The sequence below is a fragment of the Streptomyces sp. NPDC050085 genome, from assembly GCF_044460595.1.
Lineage (GTDB): Bacteria > Actinomycetota > Actinomycetes > Streptomycetales > Streptomycetaceae > Streptomyces.
Genome location: NZ_JBITJZ010000002.1, coordinates 410,602 through 436,842 on the forward strand (window position 1 = coordinate 410,602; position 26,241 = coordinate 436,842).

Here is a 26,241-nt window from a genome sequence, read left to right on the forward strand (position 1 = left end):
GGCACCCAGGTTCGCCACAGCCCGCACCCACCCGCCCCGCCCACAGTGCACTGGTGACCTCTGCGACCGAACCGCTCCCCCACGCTCCCGCCCCGCCGCCGCTGCCGACGGCCGCGCCGACCGTGCACCGCACGCCGCGCTGGTCGCTGCCCGCGCTGCTCGGAATCCTGGCGCTCGCCGCCGTGCTGTACGCCTGGAACCTGTCGTCGAACGGCCTCAACAGCTTCTACAGCGCCGCGATCTACAGCGGCACCCAGAGCTGGAAGGCCTGGTTCTTCGGGTCCATCGACGCGGGCAACTTCCTCACCGTGGACAAGCCGCCGTTCGCGCTGATGGTGATGAGCCTGTCCTGCCGGATCTTCGGCTTCGGCACCTGGCAGATGATGCTGCCGCAGATCGGGGCCGGGCTCGGCACGATCTGGATCCTGCACGCGTCCGTGAAGCGGGTCTGGGGCCACGCGGCCGCGGCGATCGCCGCCCTCGTGCTCGCCCTGACGCCGATCACGGTCGCGATCAACCGGGACAACAACCCGGACACCGTCCTGGTGCTCCTGATGGTCGGCGGCGCGGCCCTCGCCCTGCGCGCCACCCGTAACGACAGGCTGCTCCCGCTGCTCGCCTCCGCGGCCTGCTTCGGCCTCGCCTTCAACACGAAGATGCTGCAGGGCTACATCGCCCTGCCCGCGGTCTTCGCCGTGTACCTGTACGCGTCCCGGCTCGGCTGGGCGAAGAAGGCCCGCAACCTGGCGCTGGCCGCCGTGGTCCTCGCCGTCTCCAGCTTCTGGTGGGCGACGGCCGTCTCCCTCGTCCCCGCGTCCGACCGCCCGTACATCGGCGGCTCGACGGACGGCTCCGCCTGGGACCTGATCATGGGCTACAACGGCCTGGGCCGCGTCCTCGGCGGCGAGGGCAACGGTGGCGGCATGCCCGGTGGAGGCGGCGGCTTCTCCGGCGCCGCGGGCCTCGGCCGGCTCTTCAACGACACCCTCGGCGGCCAGATCTCCTGGCTGATCCCGTTCGCGGCGATCGCGCTCGTCGCCGGTCTGGTGCTGCGCGGCCGTGCCCCGCGCACGGACCTCACGCGCGCCGCCCTCGTCCTGTGGGGCGGCTGGCTCCTCCTGCACTACGTCACCTTCGCCACGGCCGAGGGCACGATGCACCCCTACTACACGACCGCGGTCGCCCCCGGCATCGCGGCGCTGTGCGGAGGCGGCGGCGTGCTGCTCGTGCGCGCCTTCCGCGCGGACAAGCGGTGGGCATGGGTGCTGCCGGTCGCGCTCGGTGTCACCGGGCTCTGGTCGGTCGTGCTGCTGCGCCGCGCCTCCGGCTGGAACACCTGGCTGTGGATCGCCGTCGCCGTCGTCACGGCGCTCGCGATCGCGGGCCTGCTCGTCTTCCGTACGGCATCGGGGCAGCGGCTGCGGCTGTTCGCGGCGGCGGTGACGGCCGCGGTCGTCGCGTCGGTCGCGGGCCCGGCGGCGTACGCCTTCGCCGAGCCGTTCTCCTCCGGCGGGGCCGGTGGCATGGGCGGCACGAACCCGACGGCCGGACCCACGACGGGCGGCGGCATGGGGGGACCCGGCGGAGGCGGTGGCGTCGGCCGCGGCGGCTTCCCCGGCGGCACACCCCCGAACGGGAACGGCGGCTTCCCCGGCGGCACACCCCCGAACGGGAACGGCGGCTTCCCCGGCGGCCGCGAGATGCCCGACGGCCAGGCGGGCGGCGAGGCACCCGGCGGCGGCACGAGCGGCGGTCCCGGTGGCGGCGGCATGGGCGGAGGTGGCATGAGCGGCGGAATGGGCGGCGGTATGGGCGGCGGTATGGGCGGCAGCGTCGACAGCGACCTGATCGCGTACCTGGAGAAGCACCAGGACGGCGCCAAGTGGCTGCTCGCGGTATCCAATTCGCAGTCCGCCGCGCAACTCATCCTCAGCACCAAGAAGCCGGTCATCTCCATGTACGGCTTCACCGGCTCGGACCGGGGCATGACGGTCGCCAAGCTCGAAAAGCTGGTGGAGAGCGGCCAGTTGCACTACATCCAGGTCGGCGGGGGCGGCATGGGCGGCATGGGCGGCGGCAACGACGTCAGCTCCGCGGTCACCGCGTGGGTGAAGAAGCACGGCACGGCGGTGAAGGCGAGCGAGTACAGCAAGACCTCGTCGTCGAACTCCTCGGCCTCGTCCGACTCCTCCGACTCCTCCGACTCCGCGTCGCTCTACCGACTGGACCCGTCCGACGTGAAGTAGTCGACTCAAAAGGGCCCTTGACGCACTGTCAGGGGCTCTTTTGTGTCACACGATCGACCCGGAACGTTCACCCAAAGACTACGTGTCCATGTCACTCTACGCGGGTTGCATCCCAGTCAACCCGCGTAGAACGGACGGACACCCCTCATGCCCGGAACCCACATACGCACCGCCGCCCTCGCGGCGGCCACACTGATGGCCGCCGTCGCCCTCCCCCTGACCACCGCGGGCCCCGCCTCCGCGACGACCACCGCGTACGACTCGACGTACTACAAGAACGCGATCGGCAAGACCGGCACCGCCCTCAAGTCCTCGCTGCACACGATCATCAGCAGCCAGACGAAGATCTCGTACTCCGCGGTCTGGGACGCCCTGAAGGCCACCGACCAGGACCCGAACAACAGCAGCAACGTGATCCTGCTGTACAGCGGCGTCTCGCGGGCCAAGTCCCTCAACGGCGGTGACGTGGGCGACTGGAACCGCGAGCACACCTGGGCCAAGTCCCACGGCGACTTCGGCGAGGTGACGGGCCCCGGCACGGACCTGCACCACCTGCGGCCCGCGGACGTCACCATCAACAGCATCCGCGGCAACAAGGACTTCGACAACGGCGGCAGCACCGTCACGGGCGGCGGCGGCAGCCTCACCGACTCCGACTCCTTCGAGCCGCGCGACGCCGACAAGGGCGACGTGGCGCGCATGATCCTCTACATGGCGGTGCGCTACGAGGGCGGCGACGGCTTCGCCGACCTGGAGCCCAACGAGTCGGTGAACAACGGCAGCAACCCCTACATGGGCAAGCTCTCCGTGCTCAAGCAGTGGAGCGACGAGGACCCGCCGAGCGCCTTCGAGGAGAAGCGCAACCAGGTCATCTACGACACCTACCAGCACAACCGCAACCCGTTCATCGACCACCCGGAGTGGGTCGAGGCGATCTGGTAGCCCTGCCTCACAGATGCGTCGGCGCGAACATCCGCAGCCGGGCCGGGAGCACGACCACGCTCGGCCCGGGTGCGGCGAGCGCCGCCGCCAGGTCCGCGCGCAGCGCCTCCGGCGACGTACGCACCGCGGGCACCCCGAACGACTCGGCCAGGGCGACGAAGTCCGGCCGGGTCAGTTCGGTGCCCGCCGTCTCTCCGTACGCGTCGGTCATGTACGCGCGCAGGATGCCGTAGCCGCCGTCGTCGACGATCAGCCAGGTCACGTTCAGCAACTCCTGCTTCGCCGTGGCCAGTTCGGCGATCGAGTACAGGGCGCCGCCGTCGCCGGAGACCGCGAGGACGGGCGTGGTGGGGTCGGCGGCCGCGGCGCCGAGCGCGGCCGGGAAGCCGTAGCCGAGGCCGCCCGCGCCCTGCGCCGAGTGCATCGGGCCCGGCCACGCCGCCCAGGCCCAGTACGCCAGGATCGTCATGTCCCAGAAGGACGGCGCCCGGGGCGGCAGTGCGGCGCGCACATCGGCCAACACCTGTTGTTCCAGGGCGAGTTCCTGGCCGTCGATGCGGGCGCGCACGGCGGCGAGCAGCTCGGCGACGCGGGCCGCGGCCTTGTCGTCGGCACGCTCCTCGACCGTCTCCAGGAGCGCCTGGAGCGCGAGGCGGGCGTCCGCGTGGATGCCGAGGGCCGGGTGGTTGGACTCCAACTTGCCCGCGTCGGCCTCGACTTGGATGATCTGCCCGCGCGGCGCGAAGCTGTGGTAGTTCGAGGACAGCTCGCCGAGCCCGGAGCCGACGACCAGGAGCACGTCCGCGTCCTCCAGGAACGCGGTGGTGTGCCGGTCCTCCAGCCAGGACTGCAGCGACAGCGGGTGCTCCCAGGGGAAGGCGCCCTTGCCGCCGTACGTGCACACGACGGGGGCGGTCAGCCGCTCGGCCAGCGCGCGCAGCTTGCCGGCGGCGTCCGCGCGGACCACGCCGCCGCCCGCGACGATCACCGGCCGCTCGGCGCGGGCCAGCAAGTCGGCGGCCACCGCGGTCAGTTCGGGCAGCGGCGGCAGTTCGTGCGGGATCGCGTCCGCCGCCGAGAGGACGGGCAGCCGCGCCGGGGCGAGCAGCACGTCCTGCGGGATCTCCACGTACACCGGGCCGTGCGGCACGCTCAGCGCCGACTCCCAGGCCGCCGCGATCGCCGACGGGATCTGCGACTGGGTGCGGACCGGGTGGACGGACTTGACGACGTCCCTGAACGCGGCCTGCTGGTCCGGGAGTTCGTGCAGATAGCCGTGGCGGCCACCGCCGAGCCCGGCCACCGGCACCTGACTGGCCACGACCAGGACCGGCGCCGACGCGGCCGCCGCCTCCTGGAGCGCGGGCAGCGTGAGCAGCGCGCCGGGCCCCGTCGACACGAACAGCGGGGCGACCTCACCGGTCACCCGGCCGTACGCGTCGGCGGCGAACCCGGCGTTCTGCTCCGTGCGCAGACCGACGTACCGCAGCAGGTCGCTGCGGCGCAGCGCGTCGAAGAGGCCGAGGGCGTGCTGTCCCGGCAGGCCGAAGACGGTGGACGCGCCGAGACCCGCGAGCGCCTCGATGACCAGATCGCCGCCGGTCCGCCCCGCGGGAGGATTGAGGGCGGCCTCGATCTGGCGCGGCGTGGGCCGCAGGACGAGGTCGTGGTCGTGGGTCATCGGATTCAGCGCTCCTGCGATACGGGGTCAGGCCGTGGTGCGGGCCTCCGCGATCTGTCGCGACATGATCGTCGTCAGCTCGTACGCGGTGTGCGAGGCGGCGACGGCGGTGATCTCCGCGTGGTCGTACGCGGGGGCCACCTCGACCACGTCGGCCGAGACCAGGTTGCAGGAGGCCAGCCCCCGCAGGATCTCAAGAAGCTCGCGGGACGTCATGCCGCCGGCCTCCGGCGTGCCCGTGCCGGGGGCGTGGGCCGGGTCGAGGCAGTCGATGTCGATGGAGATGTACAGCGGGCGGTCGCCGATGCGCTGGCGCAGCTGGTCGGCGACCTCGTCGGCGCCGCGGCGGTAGATGTCCGCGGAGGTGACGATGCCGAAGCCCATCTTCTCGTCGTCGGTGAGGTCCTGCTTGCCGTAGAGGGGCCCGCGGGTGCCGACGTGGGAGAGGGCGGAGGTGTCGAGGATGCCCTCCTCGACGGCCCGGCGGAACGGGGTGCCGTGCGTGTACTCGGCGCCGAAGTACGTGTCCCAGGTGTCCAGGTGCGCGTCGAAGTGGAGCAGGGCGACCGGGCCGTGCTTCTTGGCGACGGAGCGGAGCAGCGGCAGGGCGATGGTGTGGTCGCCGCCCAGCGTCATCATGCGGGCGCCCGTGCCGAGCAGGTCGTCGGCGGCGGCCTCGATGGTCTCGACGGCCTCGTTGATGTTGAACGGGTTCGCCGCGATGTCCCCGGCGTCGGCGACCTGCGCGAGCGCGAAGGGGGACGCGTCCTGCGCCGGGTTGTAGGGGCGCAGCAGGCGGGAGGCCTCGCGGATGGCGTTGCCGCCGAAGCGGGCGCCGGGCCGGTAGGAGACGCCGGTGTCGAACGGCACGCCCACCACGGCCACGTCGGCGGTACCGACCTCGTCCAGGCGCGGCAGCCGCGCGAACGTCGCGGGGCCCGCGTAGCGCGGGATCCGGGACGAGTCGATCGGGCCGCGGGGCGTGGGGTGCTCGCTGGTCATGGCGTGCCTTTCACGTGAACTTGCTTACTGATAAAGGGAGTTGAAGGCTCAGGGAGTTGAAGGCTCAGTAGAGCTCGGGGCGCCGGTCCCCGAACACGTCGTTGTGGTCGCCGAGCCGCTTGTCGCGGGCCCGCTCGAGGTCGCAGGGGGCGAGCAGCAGGGCCGGGCCGTCGGTCGGGGTGCGTCCGGCGAGCGGGAAGCCGTCCGGGTCGACGATCACGGAGCCGCCGGTCCAGGAGACGCCGCGCTCCTCGCCCGCGCGGTCGCAGGCGGCGACGTACATCCGGTTCACGGCGGCGTCGGCCTGGACGCGGACGACCTCGCCGGGTCGCTCGCCCTCGGGGCGCGGGAACAGCGGCCAGTTGACGGGCGCGCACAGCAGCTCGGCCCCGGCGAGGGCGACCTGCCGTACCCACTCGGGGAACTCGACGTCGTAGCAGACCATGACGCCGATCCGGCCGACGCCCTCGACGTCGACGACGGGCGGGGCCTCGTCGCCGGGCACGAAGAAGTCCTTCTCGGTGCCGAAGAGGTGGGCCTTGCGGTAGACGGCGCGGACGGTGCCGGACGGGTCGATGAGCACGGCCGAGTTCCGCACCCGCGACCGGGAATCCAGCTCGGCGAGGCCCGCCACCAGCGTCACGCCGTGCCGCCGGGCGGCCGCGGACCAGGCGGTGACGGTCGGCCCGTCGACGGGCTCGGCGAGGGCGCGGGCCTCGGCCGTGTCGGCGAAGACGTACCCGCTGTTGGCGAGCTCGGGCAGCACGACCACGCGCGCTCCGGCGTCGGCCGCGGCCTCGATTGCCTGCTCGGCGGCGGCCAGGTTCTCGGCCACGTCGCCCACGCCGAGGGCGAGCTGGGCACACGCCACGATCGTCGTCACGCTGCTCCTCCTTCTTGTCCTTCTTGTCCTTCTTGACCTTCCAGTTCGGCCTCGCTGGCCTCGACCGCGGCGCGCTCGGCATCGAGGTCGAGCCCGCGCGTCAGGACGTAGTACAGGATGCCTCCGACAAGGAGGCCGACCACGAACGAGAGGTCGAACCCGCCGAGCGCCTCGGCCAGCGGCCCGGTGTAGAAGGACGTCGTGAAGAACGGCACCATCGCCGCGAACCCGACGACGTACGCGGTCAGGCCCTGCCAGGACCAGCGGCCGTAGATGCCCTTCGGGTCGAAGATCGCGGTGATGGCGTAGTGTCCGCGGCGCACCGCGTAGAAGTCGACCAGGTTCACCGCGGTCCACGGGATCAGGAAGTACAGCATCAGCAGGACGAAGTCGTTGAACGAGCCGAGGTAGTCCTCGGGCAGCAGCAGCGCCACGACCAGGACGGCCAGCTCGATGACGACGATGCCGGTGATGCGCGAGCGGACGGTGGGGCGCACGGGACGGAAGGCGTCCACGGCGCTCGTCGTCGTGAGCATCGCGCCGTACGCGTTCACGGCCATGATCGTGATGAGCGCGAGGGCGGAGACGACGACGGCGAAGGTGCCGAAGCCGGGGATGATGTCGTTGCCGACCTGGCGCAGGCTGTTGATCGCGTCGGGCGCCTTGACGGACGAGGCGAGCAGCGCGCCGAGCGACATCAGCCAGACCGCGGAGAGCGCGGCACCGGCGTACGTCCACCAGATGACCTTGCGGGCGGACACGTCGCGCGGCAGGTAGCGCGAGTAGTCGGAGACGTAGACGGCGTAGGAGATCTGGTAGCCGGCGGCGCCGCAGAAGACGATCAGGAACGACGTCCAGGAGTGGCCGCCCGACGACGCGGAGACGTGGTGCGGGTGGAGCTGCACGAGCGCGCCGACCGTGATCACGCCGAACACGACGATGAGGACGTACGTCAGCCAGCGCTGGACCAGGTGCAGCAGGTCGTGTCCGACGACGGCGAGGACGACCGCGACGGCGATGAGGATCGCGTACCAGGCGCGGGCCCCGCCGGGCAGCACGGTGGTCAGGCCCTGCGCGGCGAGGACGACATTGAAGACGTTGAAGCCGATGTAGACGAAGACGACCGCCGCGAACGGGACGACGGCGCCGCGGATCCCGAACTGGGCGCGCGACTGGATCATCTGCGGCAGGCCCATGCGCGGGCCCTGGTTGGCGTGGAACGCCATGAAGAAGGTGCCGAAGCAGGCGCCGAGCGCGACCGCCGCGACCGACCGGCCGAGGCTCAGGCCGAGGGAGGGGCCGATGAAGCCGGTGACCATCGTGGTGAGCACGAAGTTGCCGGTGAACCAGAACGGACCCTGGTGCCAGACCTTGCCGTGGCGCTCGCGCACCGGCACGTAGTCGATGGACCGGACCTCGATCAGGCCCCGCCCCTGCGGTGCCTGCGTCGCCGCCGCTGTCTCGTCGGCTGTGGGAGCGCTCATGGCGGCTCCTTCCCTCATCACGTACGGGCCACGGGACTGCGGAACCGCGGCAGCTGGAACCTAACCGCGGGTGAGCGGGCGCTTCGATCTCCCTCAAGGCGAATCATGACGCCGGGCATGGACATCCCGTACATCCGTCGTCGGCGACACTGGACGCATGGCGCTGCTCATATCCGACCTGGTCGACCGGCCCGAACTGCATCTGTCCGTCGCCGCGTGCCCCGAGCACCTCGACCGCCCGGTGCTCGCCGCGCACGCCTCCGAGCTGGTGCGCCCCGGCTCGTGGCTCCAGGGCGGCGAGCTCCTGATGACGATCGGGCTGCTGCTGCCGATGGACGTGGCGGCCTGTCGCCGTTACGTGGACGACGTGACGGCGGGCGGCGCGCACGCGCTGGCGCTCGGCCTCGGGCCCGACCTGCCGTACCAGGAGGCGCCCGAGCCGCTGGTGACGGCCGCGCGCGAGGCGGGTCTGCCGCTGCTCACGGTCGGCGAGGAGGTGCCGTTCATCGCCGTGACCAAGGCCGTGTTCGCCGCGCAGGCCGCCGAGCAGCGGGCGGCGGTGGAGAGCGCCTTCGAGACGCAGCGGCGGCTCACCGCGGCCGCCGCGAGCGGGCAGGGGCTGACCCCGACCCTGGACGCGTGGACGTCGGCCACCGGCATCCACGCCCAGGTCACCGACCCCCTCGGCCGCGTCATCGCCGGAGACCCGGCGGCGGTCGGCGGCGAGGAGAGCGCGGAGCTGATCCGCCGGGTCGCGGTCGGCGGCCTGCGCTCCAGCGCGGTCGCGCCGGGCCTCGAGGTGCAGCCGCTCGGCGCCCGCAGGCTGCGCGGCATGCTGGTCCTGGCCGGCGATCCGGGGCCCGACGCCCGCCTGCTCATCTCCGGCCTCGTCTCCCTGCTCTCCCTGGAGCTGGAGCGGCGCCACCTCGCGGACGAGCCCGAACGGCGGCGCAGGGCAGGCCTGTTGGGCCGCCTCCTCGACGCCGCGACCACCGCCGAACAGGCCGCCGACGTGCTGTCGGGGGCGGGCCTCGCCGCGGACGCGGTGCGGGGCGTGGCCGTGGCCGCGCCGTCCGACGACGCCGCCCGGGAGATCGCCGCGGACCTCGCGCTCGCCGTGCCGGGCGGGCTCACCCGCACCCGGGGCCCGCTCGTCGAGGCCGTCGTCGGCGAGGGCCTCGGCCTCGACGCGGTCCTCGCGCACTTCGCGCCGGACTGCCCCGCGGGCATCGGCTCGGCCGTGCCGCCGGGCGCGGCCCGCACCTCGCTCAGGGAGGCCGGGGGCCTGCTGGAGCTCAGCCGCACCGCGGGCCGGCCGGTCCGTGCGCCGAGCGACCGCGCCGGGGCACTGCTCCTGGACCTCGGCGACCGCGCGACGCTCACCGGCTACGCGGACGCGCTGCTGGGCCCGCTCGACGCCGCGGACCCCGGCGGCGCGCTGACCCTGACCCTCGCGACCTGGCTGGACACGGGCAGCTCCTGGGAGGAGACGGCCCGCCGCCTGGGCCTGCACCGGCACACCGTCCGCAACCGCCTGGACAAGATCGCCCAGCTCACGGGCCGCCGCCTCGACGACGGGGACGCCCGCTTCGACCTGTGGCTGGCGGTACGGGCCCGCAGGTCGGCGCGGCGCGCCTAGGCGTTCGTGGTGGTGGCCTCCGGCTCACCCTCCTCCGTCTCCTGCGTCTCCTGCGTCTCCTCCGTGACGACGACGGTTTCCGTACGAGCGGCAGACCGCGCCCGGGACCGCGACACGGCCACGCCCGCCAGGCACAGGACACCGCCGAGCAGGGTCAGCCAGCCGGGCACCTCGTCCAGGAACAGCCAGCTCAGCAGGACGACGATGGCAGGCACGGCGTACGTCGTCGCGCCCATCTTCCCGGCGGGCGTGCGGGCCAGGGCGTACGTCCAGGTGGTGAAGGCGAGGGCGGTCGGCACGACGCCGAGGTAGAGCATGTTGAGCGTCGCGGAGGCCGGGGCCCGGGACACCTCCGACACCAGCTGCCCCGAGAACGGCAGGCACGCCACCGTCCCGATCAGGCAGCTGAACGCGGTGACCTGGAGCGGGGAGCCGTACGACAGGGCGGGCTTCTGGGCGACGACACCGATCGCGTACGCCACGGCGGCGACCAGGCACAGCACCACGCCGCCGAGCAGGGACGCCGAACTCCCGCCGGCGGACGACCCGGAGTCCGACCCGGCGGACGACCCGGTGGACATCGAGAGCCCGACCACGACCGCGCCCGAGAACGACACGGCCATGCCCGCGAGCAGCCTGGGCGGCAGCCCCTCACCGAGCAGCCGGGCCGCGAGCAGCGCCATCAGGATCGGCCCCACGTTCACCAGCAGCGCCGCGGTACCCGCGTCCACGAGCCGCTCGCCCCAGTTCAACGCGACCATGTACCCCGCGAACCACACGAGCCCCGACACGACGATCCCCCGCCACGCCCCGCGCGGCGGCAGCCCCTCCCTGCGTATCAGCACCAGCACGACCAGCACCACGGAGGCCGCGAGCAGCCGCCCCAGTGCGAGCGCGCCCGGCGAGTAGGCCTCGCCCGCGCTGCGAATGGCCACGAAGGCGGACGCCCAGGCGAGCACGGTGAAACACACGGCGGCGATGGTGAGCGGCCCGGGGGACGGGTGCGGTGCGCGAGAGGTCATGCGAGCAGCGTACGGAGCGGACCGTTCGGCAGGCACCGAAATATCGGCGGTCGGCGGCCCGGCGCAGCGTGTCCTCGGTCCCACTCCCCGGAATCGATCAACGCCGCTCAGCGACGGCGGTCACAATGGACCCATGCCGATACCCGGGATTCCCAGCGATACTCCGACCCGTGCCGCCCTGATCGAGCACCTCGTCCGCACCCGCATCGCGGGCGATGTGGCCACCCCCCGCGAGAACAACCTCGCGCACTACCGCAAGCTCGCGAACGGCGACCGGCACTACTGGCTGGGCCTTGAACTCGGCGACCGCTGGAGCGACGAGCAGGACGTGCTCGCGGTGATGGCCGAGCGCTGCGGCGTGGTCGACGACCCCGAGCACCGGTACGGGCAGGACACCATCGACCCGGAGCTGACCGTCGACGCCCTGGAGCGGACGGCGGCCCGGCTGCGCAAGGCTGCCGAGGACCGGCAGACCGTCCTGTTCGCGACCGGTCACCCCGGCGGCCTCCTGGACGTGCACCGCGCGACGGCGGCGGCGCTGCGTGCCGCGGGCTGCGAGATCATGGTGGTCCCCGAGGGCCTGGCCACCGAGGAGGGCATGGTCTTCCAGTTCGCGGACGTGGCGATGCTGGAGCGCGGCGCGTCCCTGTGGCACACGCACTCCCCCGACCCGATGACCCGGATCCTGGACGGCCTGGAGCACGAGGGACGCCCGCTGCCCGACCTGGTCGTCGCCGACCACGGCTGGGCGGGCTGCGCGGCACAGCGCGGACTGGACTCCGTCGGCTACGCGGACTGCAACGACCCGGCGCTGTTCCTCGCCGAGGCCGAGGGCACGATGCAGGTCACGATCCCCCTGGACGACCACGTGACGAGCCCGCGGCACTACGACCCGATGACGGCGTACCTGCTGGACGCGGCCGGGCTGCTCTAGCCCCGGCCCCGTTGCCTCACCAGGGGTTGAGCCCCTCGGAGCGCCGCTGGGCGAACCCGGGCGTCGGGTCCAGGTACACCCGCCGCACCGCGGGGAACCGCTCCCGCAGCCGCCGCGCCGCGTCCTCGCAGGCCCACTCGATCTGCGCGGCGGTGGACGCGTCGCGGAAGTCCACCTTGGCCGCGACGAGCGCCTCCCGGGGCCCCTGCACCAGCGTCGTCAGCTCGAGGACCGCCTCGACGTGCTCGCCCTCGACGAGCAGCGCCCGGATCTCGTCCCGCATCCGCTTGGGCAGCGGGCGCCCCACGAGCAGCTCCGCGTTGGCCCTGCCGAGCACCCACGCCACCCACAGCAGCAGCACGCCGATGCACAGCGAGGCGATCCCGTCCCAGACGCCGGACCCGGTGAGCTGCCCGCCGAGCAGCCCGCCCGCGGCGAGCAGCAGGCCGACGAGCGCGGCGCTGTCCTCCAGGACGACGGCCTTCACGGCGGTGTCGGGCGTGTGCTTGAGGTACGTACCGAAGGGCGCGCGGTACCGGGCGGCCTCGCCCCGCGCCTGCTTCACCGCGGTGCGCAGCGAGAACCCTTCGAGTACGAAGGCGATGCCGAGGACGATGTACGAGACCAGGGGGTTGCCGAGCTCCTCCCCGGCCACCAGCGTGTGGATCCCGTCGTACAGGGAGAAGACGGCGCCGCCGACGAACGTGGCGACGGCGGCGAGCATTGCCCACACGTACCGCTCGCCCCCGTGGCCGAGGGGGTGCTCCTCGTCGGCGGGCTTCTCGCTGCGCTTGAGGGCGGTGAGCAGCAGCAGTTCGGTGACGGTGTCGGCGAAGGAGTGCGCCGCCTCGGAGAGCATCGCGCTGGAGCCGCTGATGACTCCGGCGACCGCTTTCGCGAGCGCGATCCCGAGGTTCGCCGCGGCCGCGACGATCACCGTGAAGAGGCTCTCCCCGCCCGCCTCTTCGCCCTCTGCGTCCACTGCGTCGTCCACACCGTCGGCCCGTGCATCCATGTACGGGACGGTATGTCCGATCAGCGCGGAACGCGAACGACGCCTTCTTGGATGACGGTGATCGCGAGCCGCCCGTCCTGGGTGTAGATGCGGGCCTGTCCGAGCCCGCGCCCGCCGGACGCGGACGGCGACTCCTGGTCGTACAGCAGCCATTCGTCGGCGCGGAACGGCCGGTGGAACCACATGGCGTGGTCGAGCGAGGCGCCCACGACGTCACCGACGGCCCAGCCGCCCCGGCCGTGCGCGAGCAGGACGGAGTCGAGCAGCGTCATGTCGGAGACGTAGGTGGCGAGGCAGACGTGGAGCAGCGGTTCGTCGATAGCACCGTCGAGCTTCCCGTTCGTGCGGAACCAGACCTGCGAGCGCGGCTCGCGCGGGGTACCGACACTGCCCCAGGGCGGCGTCTGCGCGTACCGCAGGTCGACGGCGCCGCGGGACTTGACCAGGCGGGCGGCCACGTCGGCGGGCAGGTGCCTGGGCAGCATCTCGGCCGCGGTGGGCAGGGTCTCCGGGTCGGGCGCGGGCGGCATGTCCGCCTGGTGCTCGAGCCCCTCCTCGTACGTCTGGAAGGACGCGGAGAGGTGGAAGATCGGCTGCCCGTGCTGGACGGCGACCACCCGCCGGGTGGTGAAGGACCGGCCGTCCCTGATGCGGTCGACCGTGTAGACGATCGGCGCGCCGGGGTCCCCGGCGCGCAGGAAGTACGCGTGCAGGGAGTGCGCGAGCCGGTCCTCGGGCACGGTGCGGCCCGCGGCGACGAGCGCCTGGGCCGCGACCTGGCCGCCGAACACGCGGGGGACGATCGCCGACTTGGACCGGCCCCGGAAATAGTCCTGCTCGATCTGCTCGAGGTCGAGCAGATCGAGCAGGCCCTCAAGTGCCTCGCTCATAGGGGGTGTTAGAGCCCCATGTTCTTCGCGATGATCATCTTCATGACCTCGCTGGTGCCGCCGTAGATGCGGTTGACGCGGTTGTCCGCGTACAGGCGGGCGATCGGGTACTCGTTCATGAACCCGTAGCCGCCGTGCAGCTGGAGGCAGCGGTCGATGACGCGGTGCGCGACCTCGGTGCAGAACAGCTTCGCGGACGCGGCCTCGGCGGCGGTCAGCTCACCGGCGTCGAGGGCCTCGAGGGCGCGGTCGGCGACGGCCTCGGCGGCGTCCACCTCGGCCTGGCAGGCGGCCAGCTCGAACTTGGTGTTCTGGAAGGACGCGACCGGCTTGCCGAAGACGGTGCGCTCCTGGACGTACGCCTTGGCGAACTGCACGGCGGCCTTGGCCTGCGCGTACGCGCCGTAGGCGATGCCCCAGCGCTCGGAGGCCAGGTTGACGCCGAGGTAGTGGAAGCCCTTGTTCTCCTCGCCGAGCAGGTCCTCGGCGGGCACCTTCACGTCGACGAACGCCAGCTCGGCGGTGTCGGAGGTGCGCAGGCCGAGCTTGTCGAGCTTGCGGCCGATGGAGTAGCCCTCGGACTTGGTGTCGACGGCGAACAGCGAGATGCCGAAGCGGCGGTCCTCGGCGGACGGGGCCGACGTACGGGCGCAGACGATGACGCGGTCGGCGTGGACGCCGCCCGTGATGAAGGTCTTGGCGCCGTTGAGGACGTAGTGCGTGCCGTCCTCGGAGAGCTTGGCGGTGGTCTTCATGCCCGCGACGTCGGAGCCGGTGCCCGGCTCGGTCATCGCCAGCGCCCACATCTCCTCGCCGGCGACGAACTTCGGCAGGTAGCGCTTCTTCTGCTCGTCGGTGGCGAGCATCTTGATGTACGGGAGCGCGAGCAGGACGTGCACGCCCGAGCCGCCGAAGGAGACGCCCGCGCGCGCGGTCTCCTCGTACTGGATGGCCTCGAACTTGTGGGTGTCCAGGCCGGCGCCGTCGAACTCCTCCGGCACGTTGATCCCGAAGAGGCCGAGCTCCGCCATCTTGGCGTAGAGCTCGCGGGGCACGATGCCCTCCTGGAACCACTCGTCGTAGTGGGGGACGACCTCGGCCTCGATGAAGGCGCGCAGGGTCTCCCGGAACGCCTCGTGGTCCTCATCAAAAACGGTACGGCGCACGGAAAACTCTCCCTCTACGGCCTCTACGACGACTAAGCGCTTGCTCAGATGAACGTTACCGGCCAGTCACCGGAGCGTCCAGAGATACACATCACTCTGCGGCCGCCGCGAACGCCCCGCGCGCCAGCTTGTGCAGCATCCCGGCGGTGGCGGCCCGCCCCGGCAGGGAACCCGGGCGGCTCAGGTGCGGCGTCGAGTTCAGCAGCCCGAAGACCGCGTGCACGGCCACGCGCGCGTGCGGCTCGGCGAGCTCCGGATAGACCTTCCGTACGGACTCCACCCACAGCTCGACGTACTGACGCTGCAACTGGCGCACCAGCTTGCGGTCGCTCTCGCGCAGCCGGTCCAGCTCGCGGTCGTGCAGCGTGATCAGGTCGCGGTCGTCGAGCGCGAAGTCGATGTGACCCTCGATGAGCGAGTCGAGCAGCGCCCCGGGCCCGTGCTCCGCCTCGGCGACCCGCCGCTTGCCGCCGGTCAGCAGCTGTCCGCTGATCCCGACGAGCAGCTCGGCGAGCATGGCGTCCTTGCCCGCGAAGTGCCGGTACAGACCGGGGCCGCTGATGCCGACCGCGGCCCCTATCTCGTCGACCCCCACCCCGTGGAACCCGCGCTCGGCGAAGAGTCGAGCGGCCTCCCTGAGGATCTGCTCGCGACGGGTGGGGGCGTCGGTTCTTGTGGCCATGGAAGCAATTCTAGACAGGGAGGTTAGCGACCGTTAACCTGAAGGAAACAGGTTAACGCTCATTAACTTGCTGAGGGGACCGCAGGATGCAGGACGCACCGGAGCTGACGAGCGCGGCAGACCCCGCGTCGGAGGCCTGGCGGGCCAACGAGGCGGCGCACCGCGCACTCGGCGAGGAGCTGCGGGCCAAGCTCGCCGCGGCCCGCCTCGGCGGCGGCGAGAAGGCGCGGGCGCGGCACACCGCCCGCGGCAAGCTGCTGCCGCGCGAGCGGGTGGACGCGCTGCTCGACCCGGGCTCCCCGTTCCTGGAGCTGGCACCGCTCGCGGCGGACGGGATGTACGACGGGCAGGCGCCGGCCGCCGGAGTGATCGCCGGGATCGGGCGGGTGAGCGGCCGCGAGTGCGTGATCGTCGCCAATGACGCCACGGTCAAGGGCGGCACGTACTACCCGATGACGGTGAAGAAGCACCTGCGCGCACAGGAGGTGGCGCTCGAGCACCGCCTCCCTTGCGTCTACTTGGTGGACTCGGGCGGCGCCTTCCTGCCGATGCAGGACGAGGTGTTCCCGGACCGCGAGCACTTCGGGCGGATCTTCTACAACCAGGCGCGGATGTCAGGCGCGGGCATCCCGCAGATCGCGGCGGTCCTCGGCTCGTGCACGGCGGGCGGGGCGTACGTCCCGGCGATGAGCGACGAGGCGGTGATCGTCCGCGGCCAGGGCACGATCTTCCTGGGCGGCCCGCCGCTGGTGAAGGCGGCCACCGGTGAGGTGGTGACGGCCGAGGAGCTGGGCGGCGGCGAGGTCCACTCCCGCGTCTCCGGCGTCACGGACCACCTGGCGGAGGACGACGCGCACGCGCTGCGCATCGTGCGCACCATCGTCTCCACGCTGCCGGAGCGCGGCCCGCTGCCGTGGTCGGTGCGGGCGGCCCTGGAGCCGAAGGTCGACCCGGCGGGCCTGTACGGGGCGGTGCCGGTCGACTCGCGGACCCCGTACGACGTCCGCGAAGTGATCTCCCGGGTCGTGGACGGCTCCCAATTCGCCGAGTTCAAGGCCGAGTTCGGCCAGACCCTCGTCACCGGCTTCGCCCGCATCCACGGCCACCCGGTCGGCATCGTCGCGAACAACGGGATCCTGTTCTCCGAATCCGCCCAGAAGGGCGCCCACTTCATCGAGCTGTGCGACCAGCGCGGCATCCCGCTGCTGTTCCTGCAGAACATCTCGGGCTTCATGGTCGGGCGGGACTACGAGGCGGGCGGCATCGCCAAGCACGGCGCCAAGATGGTGACGGCCGTGGCCTGCACGCGCGTACCGAAGCTGACCGTCGTCATCGGCGGCTCGTACGGCGCGGGCAACTACTCGATGTGCGGCCGGGCCTACAGCCCCCGCTTCCTGTGGATGTGGCCCGGCGCCAAGATCTCCGTGATGGGCGGCGAACAGGCCGCGTCCGTGCTCGCGACCGTCAAGCGCGACCAGTTGGAGGCGCGGGGCGAGGACTGGGCCGCCGAGGACGAGGAGTCCTTCAAGGCGCCGATCCGTTCCCAGTACGAGACCCAGGGCAACGCCTACTACGCGACGGCCCGGCTCTGGGACGACGGCGTGATCGACCCGATGGAGACCCGCCAGGTCATCGGCCTGGCCCTGACCGCCTGTGCCAACGCGCCACTGCCGGAGAAGTCCGGCGGGTTCGGCGTCTTCCGGATGTGAGGGGAGGGACCCGCACGATGAGCATGTTCGAGACGGTACTTGTGGCCAACCGCGGCGAGATCGCCGTCCGCGTCATCCGTACGCTGCGCGCGCTCGGCATCCGTTCGGTCGCCGTGTACAGCGACGCCGACGCGGACGCCCGGCATGTGCGCGAGGCCGACGAGGCGGTGCGGATCGGCCCCGCCCCGGCCGCCGAGAGCTATCTGTCGGTGGAGCGCCTCCTGGAGGCGGCGGCCGCGACCGGCGCACAGGCGGTGCACCCGGGCTACGGATTCCTCGCGGAGAACGCGGGCTTCGCGCGGGCCTGCGAGGACGCGGGCCTGGTCTTCATCGGCCCGTCGGCCGACGCGATCGCGCTGATGGGCGACAAGATCCGCGCCAAGGAGACGGTGAAGGCGGCCGGGGTGCCGGTGGTACCCGGCGGCCGCGACCCCGAACTGGCCGAGGCCGCACGCGAGTTGGGCGCCCCCGTCCTGCTCAAGCCCTCGGCGGGCGGCGGCGGCAAGGGCATGCGCCTGGTGCAGGACCTGACCGCCCTGGAGGAGGAGATCGCCGCCGCACGGCGCGAGGCCCGCGCCTCCTTCGGCGACGACACGCTCCTCGTGGAGCGGTGGATCGACCGGCCCCGGCACATCGAGATCCAGGTCATGGCCGACGCGCACGGCAACGTGGTGCACCTGGGCGAGCGCGAGTGCTCGCTCCAGCGCCGCCACCAGAAGATCATCGAAGAGGCGCCCAGCGTGCTCCTCGACGAGGCCACGCGCGCGGCGATGGGCGCGGCGGCCGTGGAGGCGGCACGCAGTTGCGGCTACCGGGGCGCGGGCACGGTGGAGTTCATCGTGCCGGGCACCGACCCCTCCGCGTACTACTTCATGGAGATGAACACCCGCCTCCAGGTCGAGCACCCGGTGACCGAGCTCATCACGGGCCTCGACCTGGTGGAGTGGCAGATCCGGGTCGCGGCGGGCGAGCACCTCCCGTTCGGGCAGGGCGACATCACGCTCACGGGGCACGCGGTGGAGGCCCGGCTGTGCGCCGAGGACCCGTCCCGCGGCTTCCTGCCCTCCGGCGGCACGATCCTCGCGCTGAGCGAGCCCGAGGGCGACGGCGTGCGCACCGACTCCGGCCTCACCGAAGGCACGGAGGTCTCCTCCCTGTACGACCCGATGCTGGCGAAGGTCATCGCGTACGGCCCCGACCGGGACACGGCGCTGCGCCGCCTCCGGGCCGCGCTCGCCCGGACGGTGACGCTGGGCGTGCCGACGAACGCCGGGTTCCTGCGCCGCCTGCTGGCCCATCCGGCCGTCGTGGCAGGCGAGTTGGACACCGGGCTCGTGGAGCGCGAGGCCGGGTCCCTGGTCGGCGGCGACGTCCCCGCCGGGGTGTACGCGGCGGCGGGCGCCCTGCGCCAGGAGCGCCTCGCACCGCCCGCGGCCCAGGGCTGGACGGACCCGTTCGACCGGCCCGACGGCTGGCGGCTCGGCGGCGAACCGGCCTGGACGGTGCACCACGTGCGGGTCTCCGGGCACGACCCGGTCGAGGTGCGGGTGCGCGGCGCCGAGGTCCTGGTGGACGGCACGGCGACGCCCCCGGCCCGGCTCACCGCGGTCGCCGGCGACTGGCTCGGCATCGACGGCGACGCCTGGCACGTACAGGACCACGACCCGGTGGCCGCGAGCCTGACGGGCGGCGGCTCCGGCGGCGCGGGTTCGCTCACCGCTCCGATGCCGGGGACGGTCACGGTGGTGAAGGTGGCCGTCGGCGAGGAAGTGACCGCGGGCCAGAGCCTGTTGGTGGTCGAGGCGATGAAGATGGAACACGTGATCGCGGCCCCGCACGCGGGGGTGGTGACGGAGCTGGACGTGACACCGGGCACGACGGTGGCGATGGACCAGGTCCTGGTGGTCATCGCCACGACGGCGGACCGGACCGAGGACAACCGAACCGCCCACGGCGAGGGAAACCCCACGGAGGCCGCACGATGACACTCCCCATGGTCGTCCCCGCCCAAGGCCTCCCGCCCAGGATCCGCATTCACGAGGTGGGCGCCCGGGACGGCCTGCAGAACGAGAAGACCACGGTCCCCACAGAGACCAAGGCCGAGTTCATCCACCGCCTGGCCGCCGCAGGCCTGACCACGGTAGAAGCGACGAGCTTCGTGCACCCCAAGTGGGTGCCCCAACTGGCGGACGCGGAAGCCCTGTTCCCCCTGCTCCAGGACATCGACGGCGTCCACCTCCCGGTCCTCGTACCGAACGACCGGGGTCTGGACCGGGCCCTCGCCCTCGGTGCGCGCCGGGTCGCCGTGTTCGCCAGCGTCACCGAGTCCTTCGCGAAGGCCAACCTCAACAGGACGGTCGCCGAGTCGCTCGCGGTCTTCGAGCCGGTGGTGGCCCGGGCCAAGGACGCCGGGGCGCACGTCCGCGGCTATCTCTCCATGTGCTTCGGCGACCCCTGGGAGGGCGCGGTCCCCGTCCACCAGGTCGTCTCGGTCGCCAAGTCCCTCATGGACATGGGCTGCGACGAGCTGAGCCTCGGCGACACGATCGGGGTCGCCACCCCGGGACACGTACAGGCGCTGCTCGCGGAGTTGAACGAGGAGGGCGTCGCGACGAACACCATCGGCGTCCACTTCCACGACACGTACGGCCAGGCGCTCGCCAACACCCTGGCGGCGCTGCAGCACGGCGTCACCACCGTCGACGCGTCCGCCGGAGGCCTCGGCGGCTGCCCGTTCGCGAAGAGCGCCACCGGCAATCTCGCCACCGAGGACCTCGTCTGGATGCTCGAAGGACTCGGCATCGAGACCGGGGTCGACCTCGGCCTTCTCACCGACACCAGCAGGTGGATGGCCGAGCGCCTGGGCCGACCCAGCCCGTCCCGCACCGTTCGCGCCCTGACACCTCAGGCCGAAGACCAGGAGCAGTGAGGCAGTCATGGATCACCACCTCTCCCCCGAGCACGAGGAACTGCGGCGCACCGTCGAGGAGTTCGCCCACGACGTCGTGGCCCCGAAGATCGGCGACTTCTACGAGCGGCACGAGTTCCCGTACGAGATCGTGCGCGAGATGGGCCGCATGGGCCTGTTCGGGCTGCCGTTCCCCGAGGAGTACGGCGGCATGGGCGGTGACTACCTGGCGCTCGGCATCGCCCTGGAGGAGCTCGCCCGGGTCGACTCGTCGGTCGCGATCACCCTGGAGGCGGGTGTCTCGCTCGGCGCGATGCCGCTCCACCTGTTCGGCACCGAGGAGCAGAAGCGGGAGTGGCTGCCGCGGCTGTGCGCCGGGGAGATGCTGGGCGCGTTCGGTCTGACGGAGCCGGAGGCGGGTTCGGACGCGGGCGGCACGCGCACGACGGCCGTGCGCGACGAGGCCACCGGCGACTGGATCATCAACGGCACCAAGTGCTTCATCACGAACTCCGGTACGGACATCACGGGCCTGGTCACGGTCACGGCCGTGACGGGCCGCACCGCCGAGGGCAAGCCGCTGATCTCCTCGATCATCGTGCCGTCCGGGACCCCCGGCTTCACGGTCGCGGCCCCGTACTCGAAGGTGGGGTGGAACGCGTCGGACACCCGTGAGCTGCACTTCTCCGACGTACGCGTCCCGGGCGCGAACCTGCTGGGCGAACAGGGCCGCGGCTTCGCCCAGTTCCTGCGGATCCTCGACGAGGGGCGCGTCGCGATCTCGGCGCTCGCCACCGGGCTCGCGCAGGGCTGCGTGGACGAGTCGGTGAAGTACGCCAAGGAGCGGCACGCGTTCGGGCGCAGCATCGGCGGGTACCAGGCGATCCAGTTCAAGATCGCCGACATGGAGATGAAGGCGCACACCGCGCGGCTCGCGTGGCGGGACGCGGCGTCGCGGCTGGTCTCCGGTGAGCCGTTCAAGAAGGAGGCGGCGCTGGCGAAGCTCTACTCGTCGACGATCGCGGTGGACAACGCGCGCGAGGCGACGCAGATCCACGGGGGTTATGGCTTCATGAACGAGTACCCGGTGGCCCGGATGTGGCGGGACTCGAAGATCCTGGAGATCGGCGAGGGCACGAGCGAGGTCCAGCGGATGCTGATCGCCAGGGAGTTGGGGCTCACGTCCTAGCCCGGGTCGTCACGGTGTCGTCCCAAGTTCGCACTGAGACCCCTGCACCTGTTGGGGGAACGGGTGTACGAGGTGTTTAGCTGTTCCTTGTTGTTACTTGCAGGAGCGCTGAACATCACGGGGGATCACGCGACATGGGCATCGTGCTGCCTGACATCGTCGACCGGGCACTCGACCTCGCGGGGGTCGACTGGCCGAACGTGGACGAGGACGACTACACGGAGATGGCCGACTCTCTGCGCGAGTTCGCGGAGAAGTTCGAGGGCCACGGGGGTGACGCGCACAAGGCGATCACCCGGATCCTCAGTTCGTCCGAGGGCTGGGCGGTCGACTCCATGGAGAAGCACTGGTCGTACGTGCGGACCAGTCACCTGGAGAAGATCCCGGACGTGGCGCGGACGTTCGCGTTCGTCTGCGACCGGATCGCCGAGATCATCATCGCGATGAAGACGAAGGCGACGGTCGAGCTCGGGGTGCTCGCCGGGACGATCGTCGCCGAACTCGCCGCGTCCGGCGTCACGTTGGGCCTGTCGGCCGCCGCTGCCGCGGGCGAGATCGTCCTGATGCGGCAGATCGTGAAGCGTCTGGTGAAGGAGGCGATCGAGGAGATCGTCTCGGAGATCGCCGCCAAGCTGGCGGAGCCGGTCACCGCGAAGCTGGAGAAGCTCGCCGCCGACGCGGTGCTCGATCTGGCCGAGGGCGCGTTCAACCCCGACGGCGGGGGCCACGGCTCGGACGGCATGAATCTCGCTTCCGCGGGCGGCGGGACCGCTGTCGCCGGTGCGGGTGCGGGCAAGCGGACCCACATCGACCACATCGAGTTCGAGGACGGCGCCGGGAAGGTCTCCCTGCACGGGGTGGACCTCGGCAGCAAGGCCCATGTCCACCTGGGCAAGGCGAAGGGCGCGTTCGGCCGGACGAAGGGCCGGGACGGCTTCACCAAGACCTTCGACCACGCCCTGGAGAAGGCGCTGGACGCCGCCACCAAGTCGGTCACCCGCACGGCCAAGCACGTCAGCGACGAGATCCCGCAGCGGGTGAAGGCCGCCTCCCACCACCAGAAGAAGACCGACCACAAGATCGGCAAGCAGGCCGGCGGCATCGACGTACGGAAGGTCGACGCGTCCGGCAAGGCGGGCGGCGGAGGCGGCGGGACCGGAGGCGGTGGCGGAGGCGGCGGGGGCGGGGGCGGAAACGGCCCGCGGCCGATGAACCCGCAGCCCGGCTGGCACGGCAGGAGCGCGGGCCGGATGCGTCACTACCGGCGCGACGCGATGCATGTGGATCACCTCGATCCCCAGGCCCAGCGCCAGGCGCTGATCGACGAGGCGAAGAACCTGGCGGACGAGGCCCAGAAGGCTTCCAACGGGCCCGATGGCCAACCCGTCCTGGGCAAGGGCAGGATCAAGCAAGGGTGTTCAGGGGCCTTGTTGCACGAAGGGGAGCTGACGGGACACTCCAGCGTGTCGCAGCTGAAACCGAATCCGCAGTATCCGGACCCTCAGCAGCAGTTGGACGTGCATCCCGCCCTGCAGTCGGTCCTGGACGACGTGAGGCGTGACATCGAGGGCGACGGCGGATTCACGGGCGTGGGTCACGGAAAGTGCGCCGAAGTGGCGCTGATCTCCGACCGGCTGCACGGCATAGCGGAGCGGGACGGTGTGGACATCAGGAGCGCCGAGGACATCCGCAGAGTGATGGACGGGGCGCAGGTGCACACCCGGCAGATCGGCAACATGAGACCGGGCCCCGACTCGCTGAGTCATGGAGACTACAAACCGCCCTGCCCGTCCTGCGAACGCATGCTCCCGATCGTCGGCGTCACCGCCGTCTGACCCGAAGAGGAAAAGACCCGTGCCTGTACTGAATTCGCCCGCCGAGGTGGATGCCTGGCTGTCGACCGGCGGATGGCATCCAGGGCGCCGCTGTGACGATCTCGCCGCCACCGAGGTGGCCCGCGCTCAGGAGGAATTCCGTGTCGACGGTGGGCATATCGAGGTCATCGAGCCCGCTCTCGCATTCCTGCGCGAACACATCGGTGTCGTGCTGACCCGGAACACCTCTCCCAAGGACCTGTTGGAATTCGTCCCGGCCCTCGCGTATGAGGGCGCGGCGGAAGACGTCCAGGAACTCGCCGACGGCCTGGGAAAGAAGGTGTTCCCCGTCGCATTCGACACGTACGACGGCGGTACGGTTCTCATGGACGAGGCAGGACGGTTCTTCTACCTGCACTGGAGCGGCGAGTACTACCTCGGTGACGACAAGTACTCGGCATTGATGAAGTATTCGCATGGCCAGCCGCTCGAAAACGCGTGGAGCTACTATGCCTGAGCACATTCCGATGACCGCCGCGTCGTTGTTGGTGAGCGGGAAGATCTTCAGCCAGACCGACCTCGACCCGGACACGGATCCCGATCTGCATCCGGCGGTCGCCGCATTCCTCAAGGAACTGCCTGCGGCGCAGCGGGAGCCGTTCATGGGGTACTGCGCGGAGTCGGCGTTGATCTCCGACCAGTTGTGGGGCCTGGACCAGGAGCGCCAGGACGGCGGGCCGACGACGCTCGACGAGGCGGCGGCACATTTCGCGGGGGCCGCCCTCGTGTCGCGGAAGATCCGCCCGGCCGGGGATCCCGAGCACGGCCGGCCCGCGGAACCCTGCCGCGCGTGCGCCGCCCTGATGGATCGGCTCGGTATCGAATCGGTCGCCGAATGACACAGCCGCAGGCCGGAATATCCGAAAAGGCCGGAAGGATCGCGGAGCGGATCGGCTGGAGCCAGGACCGGGACGTCGAGCAGGACGGTATGCGTGCGGCGCTGCGCCTCGCCGCGGCGGCCGAGGGCTACGGGACCGCCCTGCCGGTCCTTCCCGCCGCACGGTCCTTCCTGCGCGCGTTCCACGGCCTCGAGCACCAGCCGACCGCACCGGGCCGGGACGTGGCGGCCCAGGGGTTCTCCCTCGACCCGGAGCGGGCCAGGTTCCGGCTCGTCCGGCTCGACCGCCTGTCCGCCGAGCTCCGTACCGCCCTGTTCCCGGTCGGTGTCACGGAGAACGACTCCGTGCTCGCCGTCGGCGAAGAGGGGCAGCTCCTCTCCATCGGCCCCGGCGGCTGCTGGCACCTGGGCGACAGCGGGCTCGAGGGGATCGAGAACCTGATGTCCGGGGTGGCCCCGCGCAGGCTCCGCGACACCTCGCACTCCTGGAACGTGCCGTCGACGACGACAGCGACAACGGCGGCAGCGGCGGACGGTCCGGTCGCCGCCGCCGTACAGGCGGCACTGACCGCCATATACGTGCTGCACCATCACCGCGTCTACAGCGCGAGGAGCCTGGCCGTGACCCTGACCAGCCTGCGCGGCAGCGGCGTCGAGGTCGCCCGGCGGTCGATCCCGCTGCCGCGGGGCCCGCTGGGCGAGGCGCTGGCGCCGGTCGTCGGTGACGCGAAGGAGGTCCTCGCGGCCCATGCCGACGGCGCGGGCTGCGAGGTGAAGGTGGCGGTGGAGGTGCCCGCCGCGCACGCGGGGACGCCGTCCGGCCTGGTCGGGTTCTCGGCCCGGTTCGGACATGTCGCCATGCGGGCCGAGGAATTGGAGGCCTGCCTGCGCGCCGGGGCGGGTACGCACACCGGCAGCGTCCGCTCGAAGGTCGTCGCCGCCCTGCAGGACCTGCGGGGGCAAACGTCCTGACGTGAGGGGCAGGGGCGCCCCCTGGACAGCTCGGGAACTTAGGTTAACCTACCCTCAGTTTCGAGTCCCCGGTCCAGCCGCCGCATGCGCCTGGCACGTCCGAAAGCAGCTCGTCATGCCCAACGCCCGACTGTCCAGCCCCACCCGCCGCGGCATCCTCGCCGCAGGCGGCGCCCTCGGCCTCGGCGTCGCACTCGCCGCCTGCGGCAACGACGACGGCTCCAAAGACAGCGGCTCGGACTCGACGACGTCCGCGAAGAAGTCCGGCCCCTGGTCCTTCAAGGACGACCGCGGCACGACCGTGAAGCTGGACAAGATCCCGGCGAACATCGTCGCCTTCACCGGCGTCGGCGCCGCGCTCTTCGACTACGGCATCCAGGTCAAGGGCGTCTTCGGCCCGACCACGACCAAGGGCGGCAAGGCGGACGTCCAGGCCGGCGACATGGACGTCAGCAAGCTGACGGTGATCGGCAACGAGTGGGGCACGTTCAACATCGAGAAGTACGCGGGCCTGGCCCCCGACGTGCTGATCACCACGATGTTCGACGACGCGGGCACCCTCTGGTACGTGCCGGAGGAGTCCAAGGACAAGATCGCCAAGCTCGCGCCGAGCGTCGGGATCTCCGTCTTCGACCGCCAGTTGACCCAGCCGCTCGAGCGGATGTACGCGCTGGCCGAGTCGCTCGGCGCCGACCTGAAGGCCGCCGAGGTCGTCGCGGCGAAGAAGCGTTTCGAGGACGCCGCCGCCCGCCTGCGCAAGGCCGCGAAGGCCCGCCCGGAGATCAAGGTCCTCGCCGGTTCCGCGAGCGCCGACATCTTCTACGTCTCCGGCTCGAACCTCTCCATCGACCTGGAGTACTTCAAGGCGCTGGGCGTGAACTTCATCGAGCCCCCGGCGTCCGCACTGAAGGCGTCCGGCGGCTGGTTCGAGAACCTGAGCTGGGAGAACGTCGACAAGTACAAGGCCGACATCATCATGATGGACGACCGCGCCCAGGCCCTCCAGCCGGCCGACATCGACAAGCCGACCTGGAAGAAGCTGCCCGCCGTCAAGGCCGGCCAGGTCATCCCCCGCTCCCCCGAGCCGATCCTGTCCTACGACAAGTGCGCCCCGCTGCTGGAGAACCTCGCCAAGGCGATCGAGACCGCGAAGAAGGTGTCGTAA

Annotated in this window: 22 protein-coding genes; 13 read left to right on the plus strand and 9 right to left on the minus strand. The window is 71.6% G+C overall.

Annotation, left to right across the window (positions count from 1 at the left end):
• Positions 1 to 53: 53 nt before the first annotated feature.
• Entirely contained in the window at positions 54 to 2,246 is a 2,193-nt protein-coding gene (locus ACIBUY_RS10210; protein WP_399152333.1) for a glycosyltransferase family 39 protein, read from the plus strand.
• 195 nt (positions 2,247 to 2,441) lie between these two features.
• Complete coding sequence (locus ACIBUY_RS10215; RefSeq protein WP_399152526.1) at positions 2,442 to 3,188, plus strand: endonuclease I family protein; 747 nt, start codon at positions 2,442 to 2,444, stop codon at positions 3,186 to 3,188.
• Between the two features lie 7 nt (positions 3,189 to 3,195).
• Here ACIBUY_RS10215 and ACIBUY_RS10220 read toward each other — a convergent pair whose 3' ends face one another.
• The 4 genes from ACIBUY_RS10220 to ACIBUY_RS10235 form a co-directional block, all read right to left on the minus strand.
• Entirely contained in the window at positions 3,196 to 4,869 is a 1,674-nt protein-coding gene (locus ACIBUY_RS10220; protein ID WP_399152334.1) for a thiamine pyrophosphate-binding protein, read from the minus strand.
• Positions 4,870 to 4,896: 27 nt separating this feature from the next.
• Entirely contained in the window at positions 4,897 to 5,871 is a 975-nt protein-coding gene (gene speB / locus ACIBUY_RS10225) for an agmatinase (RefSeq protein ID WP_365563846.1), read from the minus strand.
• Positions 5,872 to 5,935: 64 nt separating this feature from the next.
• Entirely contained in the window at positions 5,936 to 6,754 is an 819-nt protein-coding gene (locus ACIBUY_RS10230) for a nitrilase-related carbon-nitrogen hydrolase (protein WP_399152335.1), read from the minus strand.
• Complete coding sequence (locus ACIBUY_RS10235) at positions 6,751 to 8,238, minus strand: purine-cytosine permease family protein (RefSeq protein WP_399152336.1); 1,488 nt, start codon at positions 8,236 to 8,238, stop codon at positions 6,751 to 6,753. Before ACIBUY_RS10235 ends, ACIBUY_RS10230 begins: the two co-directional genes overlap by 4 nt.
• A 157-nt stretch (positions 8,239 to 8,395) precedes the next feature.
• Between ACIBUY_RS10235 and ACIBUY_RS10240 the strand changes: the two genes are divergently transcribed.
• Entirely contained in the window at positions 8,396 to 9,877 is a 1,482-nt protein-coding gene (locus tag ACIBUY_RS10240; RefSeq protein WP_365563839.1) for a PucR family transcriptional regulator, read from the plus strand.
• Here the strand turns inward: ACIBUY_RS10240 and ACIBUY_RS10245 are convergent.
• The gene (locus ACIBUY_RS10245) at positions 9,874 to 10,899 is read right to left on the minus strand and encodes a DMT family transporter (RefSeq protein WP_399152337.1); all 1,026 of its coding nucleotides are present in this window, start codon (positions 10,897 to 10,899) and stop codon (positions 9,874 to 9,876) included. The two genes, ACIBUY_RS10240 and ACIBUY_RS10245, sit on opposite strands and share 4 nt — an antisense overlap.
• 133 nt (positions 10,900 to 11,032) lie before the next feature.
• On the opposite strand from ACIBUY_RS10245, the gene ACIBUY_RS10250 reads away from it, so the two are divergent.
• The gene (locus ACIBUY_RS10250) at positions 11,033 to 11,833 is read left to right on the plus strand and encodes a phosphatase (protein ID WP_399152338.1); all 801 of its coding nucleotides are present in this window, start codon (positions 11,033 to 11,035) and stop codon (positions 11,831 to 11,833) included.
• Between the two features lie 16 nt (positions 11,834 to 11,849).
• On the opposite strand, the gene ACIBUY_RS10255 is transcribed toward ACIBUY_RS10250, so the two are convergent.
• The 4 genes from ACIBUY_RS10255 to ACIBUY_RS10270 all read right to left on the minus strand — a co-directional run bounded on the left by ACIBUY_RS10255 (position 11,850) and on the right by ACIBUY_RS10270 (position 15,586).
• On the minus strand, positions 11,850 to 12,848 hold the full coding sequence (locus ACIBUY_RS10255) for a cation diffusion facilitator family transporter (RefSeq protein WP_365563833.1): 999 nt from the start codon (positions 12,846 to 12,848) through the stop codon (positions 11,850 to 11,852).
• A gap of 20 nt (positions 12,849 to 12,868) precedes the next feature.
• Complete coding sequence (locus ACIBUY_RS10260; protein ID WP_365563830.1) at positions 12,869 to 13,738, minus strand: acyl-CoA thioesterase II; 870 nt, start codon at positions 13,736 to 13,738, stop codon at positions 12,869 to 12,871.
• Positions 13,739 to 13,746: 8 nt separating this feature from the next.
• The gene (locus ACIBUY_RS10265) at positions 13,747 to 14,904 is read right to left on the minus strand and encodes an acyl-CoA dehydrogenase family protein (protein WP_365563828.1); all 1,158 of its coding nucleotides are present in this window, start codon (positions 14,902 to 14,904) and stop codon (positions 13,747 to 13,749) included.
• A 91-nt stretch (positions 14,905 to 14,995) separates the two neighbouring features.
• The gene (locus tag ACIBUY_RS10270; protein ID WP_365563825.1) at positions 14,996 to 15,586 is read right to left on the minus strand and encodes a TetR/AcrR family transcriptional regulator; all 591 of its coding nucleotides are present in this window, start codon (positions 15,584 to 15,586) and stop codon (positions 14,996 to 14,998) included.
• Between the two features lie 86 nt (positions 15,587 to 15,672).
• On the opposite strand from ACIBUY_RS10270, the gene ACIBUY_RS10275 reads away from it, so the two are divergent.
• The 9 genes from ACIBUY_RS10275 (at position 15,673) to ACIBUY_RS10315 (ending at position 26,241) form a co-directional block, all read left to right on the plus strand.
• Positions 15,673 to 17,295, plus strand: coding sequence for a carboxyl transferase domain-containing protein (locus tag ACIBUY_RS10275; protein WP_399152339.1), 1,623 nt, complete (start codon positions 15,673 to 15,675; stop codon positions 17,293 to 17,295).
• Between the two features lie 23 nt (positions 17,296 to 17,318).
• Positions 17,319 to 19,280: a biotin carboxylase N-terminal domain-containing protein gene (locus ACIBUY_RS10280; RefSeq protein WP_365564011.1), complete on the plus strand. Its 1,962-nt coding sequence runs from the start codon at positions 17,319 to 17,321 to the stop codon at positions 19,278 to 19,280.
• Positions 19,277 to 20,224 carry a hydroxymethylglutaryl-CoA lyase gene (locus ACIBUY_RS10285; protein ID WP_399152340.1) on the plus strand — a complete coding sequence of 316 codons (948 nt, stop codon included), beginning with the start codon at positions 19,277 to 19,279 and terminating at the stop codon, positions 20,222 to 20,224. Before ACIBUY_RS10280 ends, ACIBUY_RS10285 begins: the two co-directional genes overlap by 4 nt.
• Before the next feature lie 7 nt (positions 20,225 to 20,231).
• Positions 20,232 to 21,392: an acyl-CoA dehydrogenase family protein gene (locus tag ACIBUY_RS10290; protein WP_399152341.1), complete on the plus strand. Its 1,161-nt coding sequence runs from the start codon at positions 20,232 to 20,234 to the stop codon at positions 21,390 to 21,392.
• Between the two features lie 134 nt (positions 21,393 to 21,526).
• Positions 21,527 to 23,227, plus strand: a complete 1,701-nt coding sequence (locus ACIBUY_RS10295) for a YwqJ-related putative deaminase (RefSeq protein ID WP_365563813.1) — start codon at positions 21,527 to 21,529, stop codon at positions 23,225 to 23,227.
• A gap of 19 nt (positions 23,228 to 23,246) precedes the next feature.
• Positions 23,247 to 23,723 carry an SUKH-3 domain-containing protein gene (locus ACIBUY_RS10300; RefSeq protein ID WP_365563810.1) on the plus strand — a complete coding sequence of 159 codons (477 nt, stop codon included), beginning with the start codon at positions 23,247 to 23,249 and terminating at the stop codon, positions 23,721 to 23,723.
• On the plus strand, positions 23,716 to 24,105 hold the full coding sequence (locus ACIBUY_RS10305) for a YwqJ-related putative deaminase (RefSeq protein WP_365563809.1): 390 nt from the start codon (positions 23,716 to 23,718) through the stop codon (positions 24,103 to 24,105). Before ACIBUY_RS10300 ends, ACIBUY_RS10305 begins: the two co-directional genes overlap by 8 nt.
• Positions 24,102 to 25,076 carry an SUKH-3 domain-containing protein gene (locus ACIBUY_RS10310; protein ID WP_399152342.1) on the plus strand — a complete coding sequence of 325 codons (975 nt, stop codon included), beginning with the start codon at positions 24,102 to 24,104 and terminating at the stop codon, positions 25,074 to 25,076. Before ACIBUY_RS10305 ends, ACIBUY_RS10310 begins: the two co-directional genes overlap by 4 nt.
• Before the next feature lie 115 nt (positions 25,077 to 25,191).
• Entirely contained in the window at positions 25,192 to 26,241 is a 1,050-nt protein-coding gene (locus tag ACIBUY_RS10315; protein WP_399152343.1) for an ABC transporter substrate-binding protein, read from the plus strand.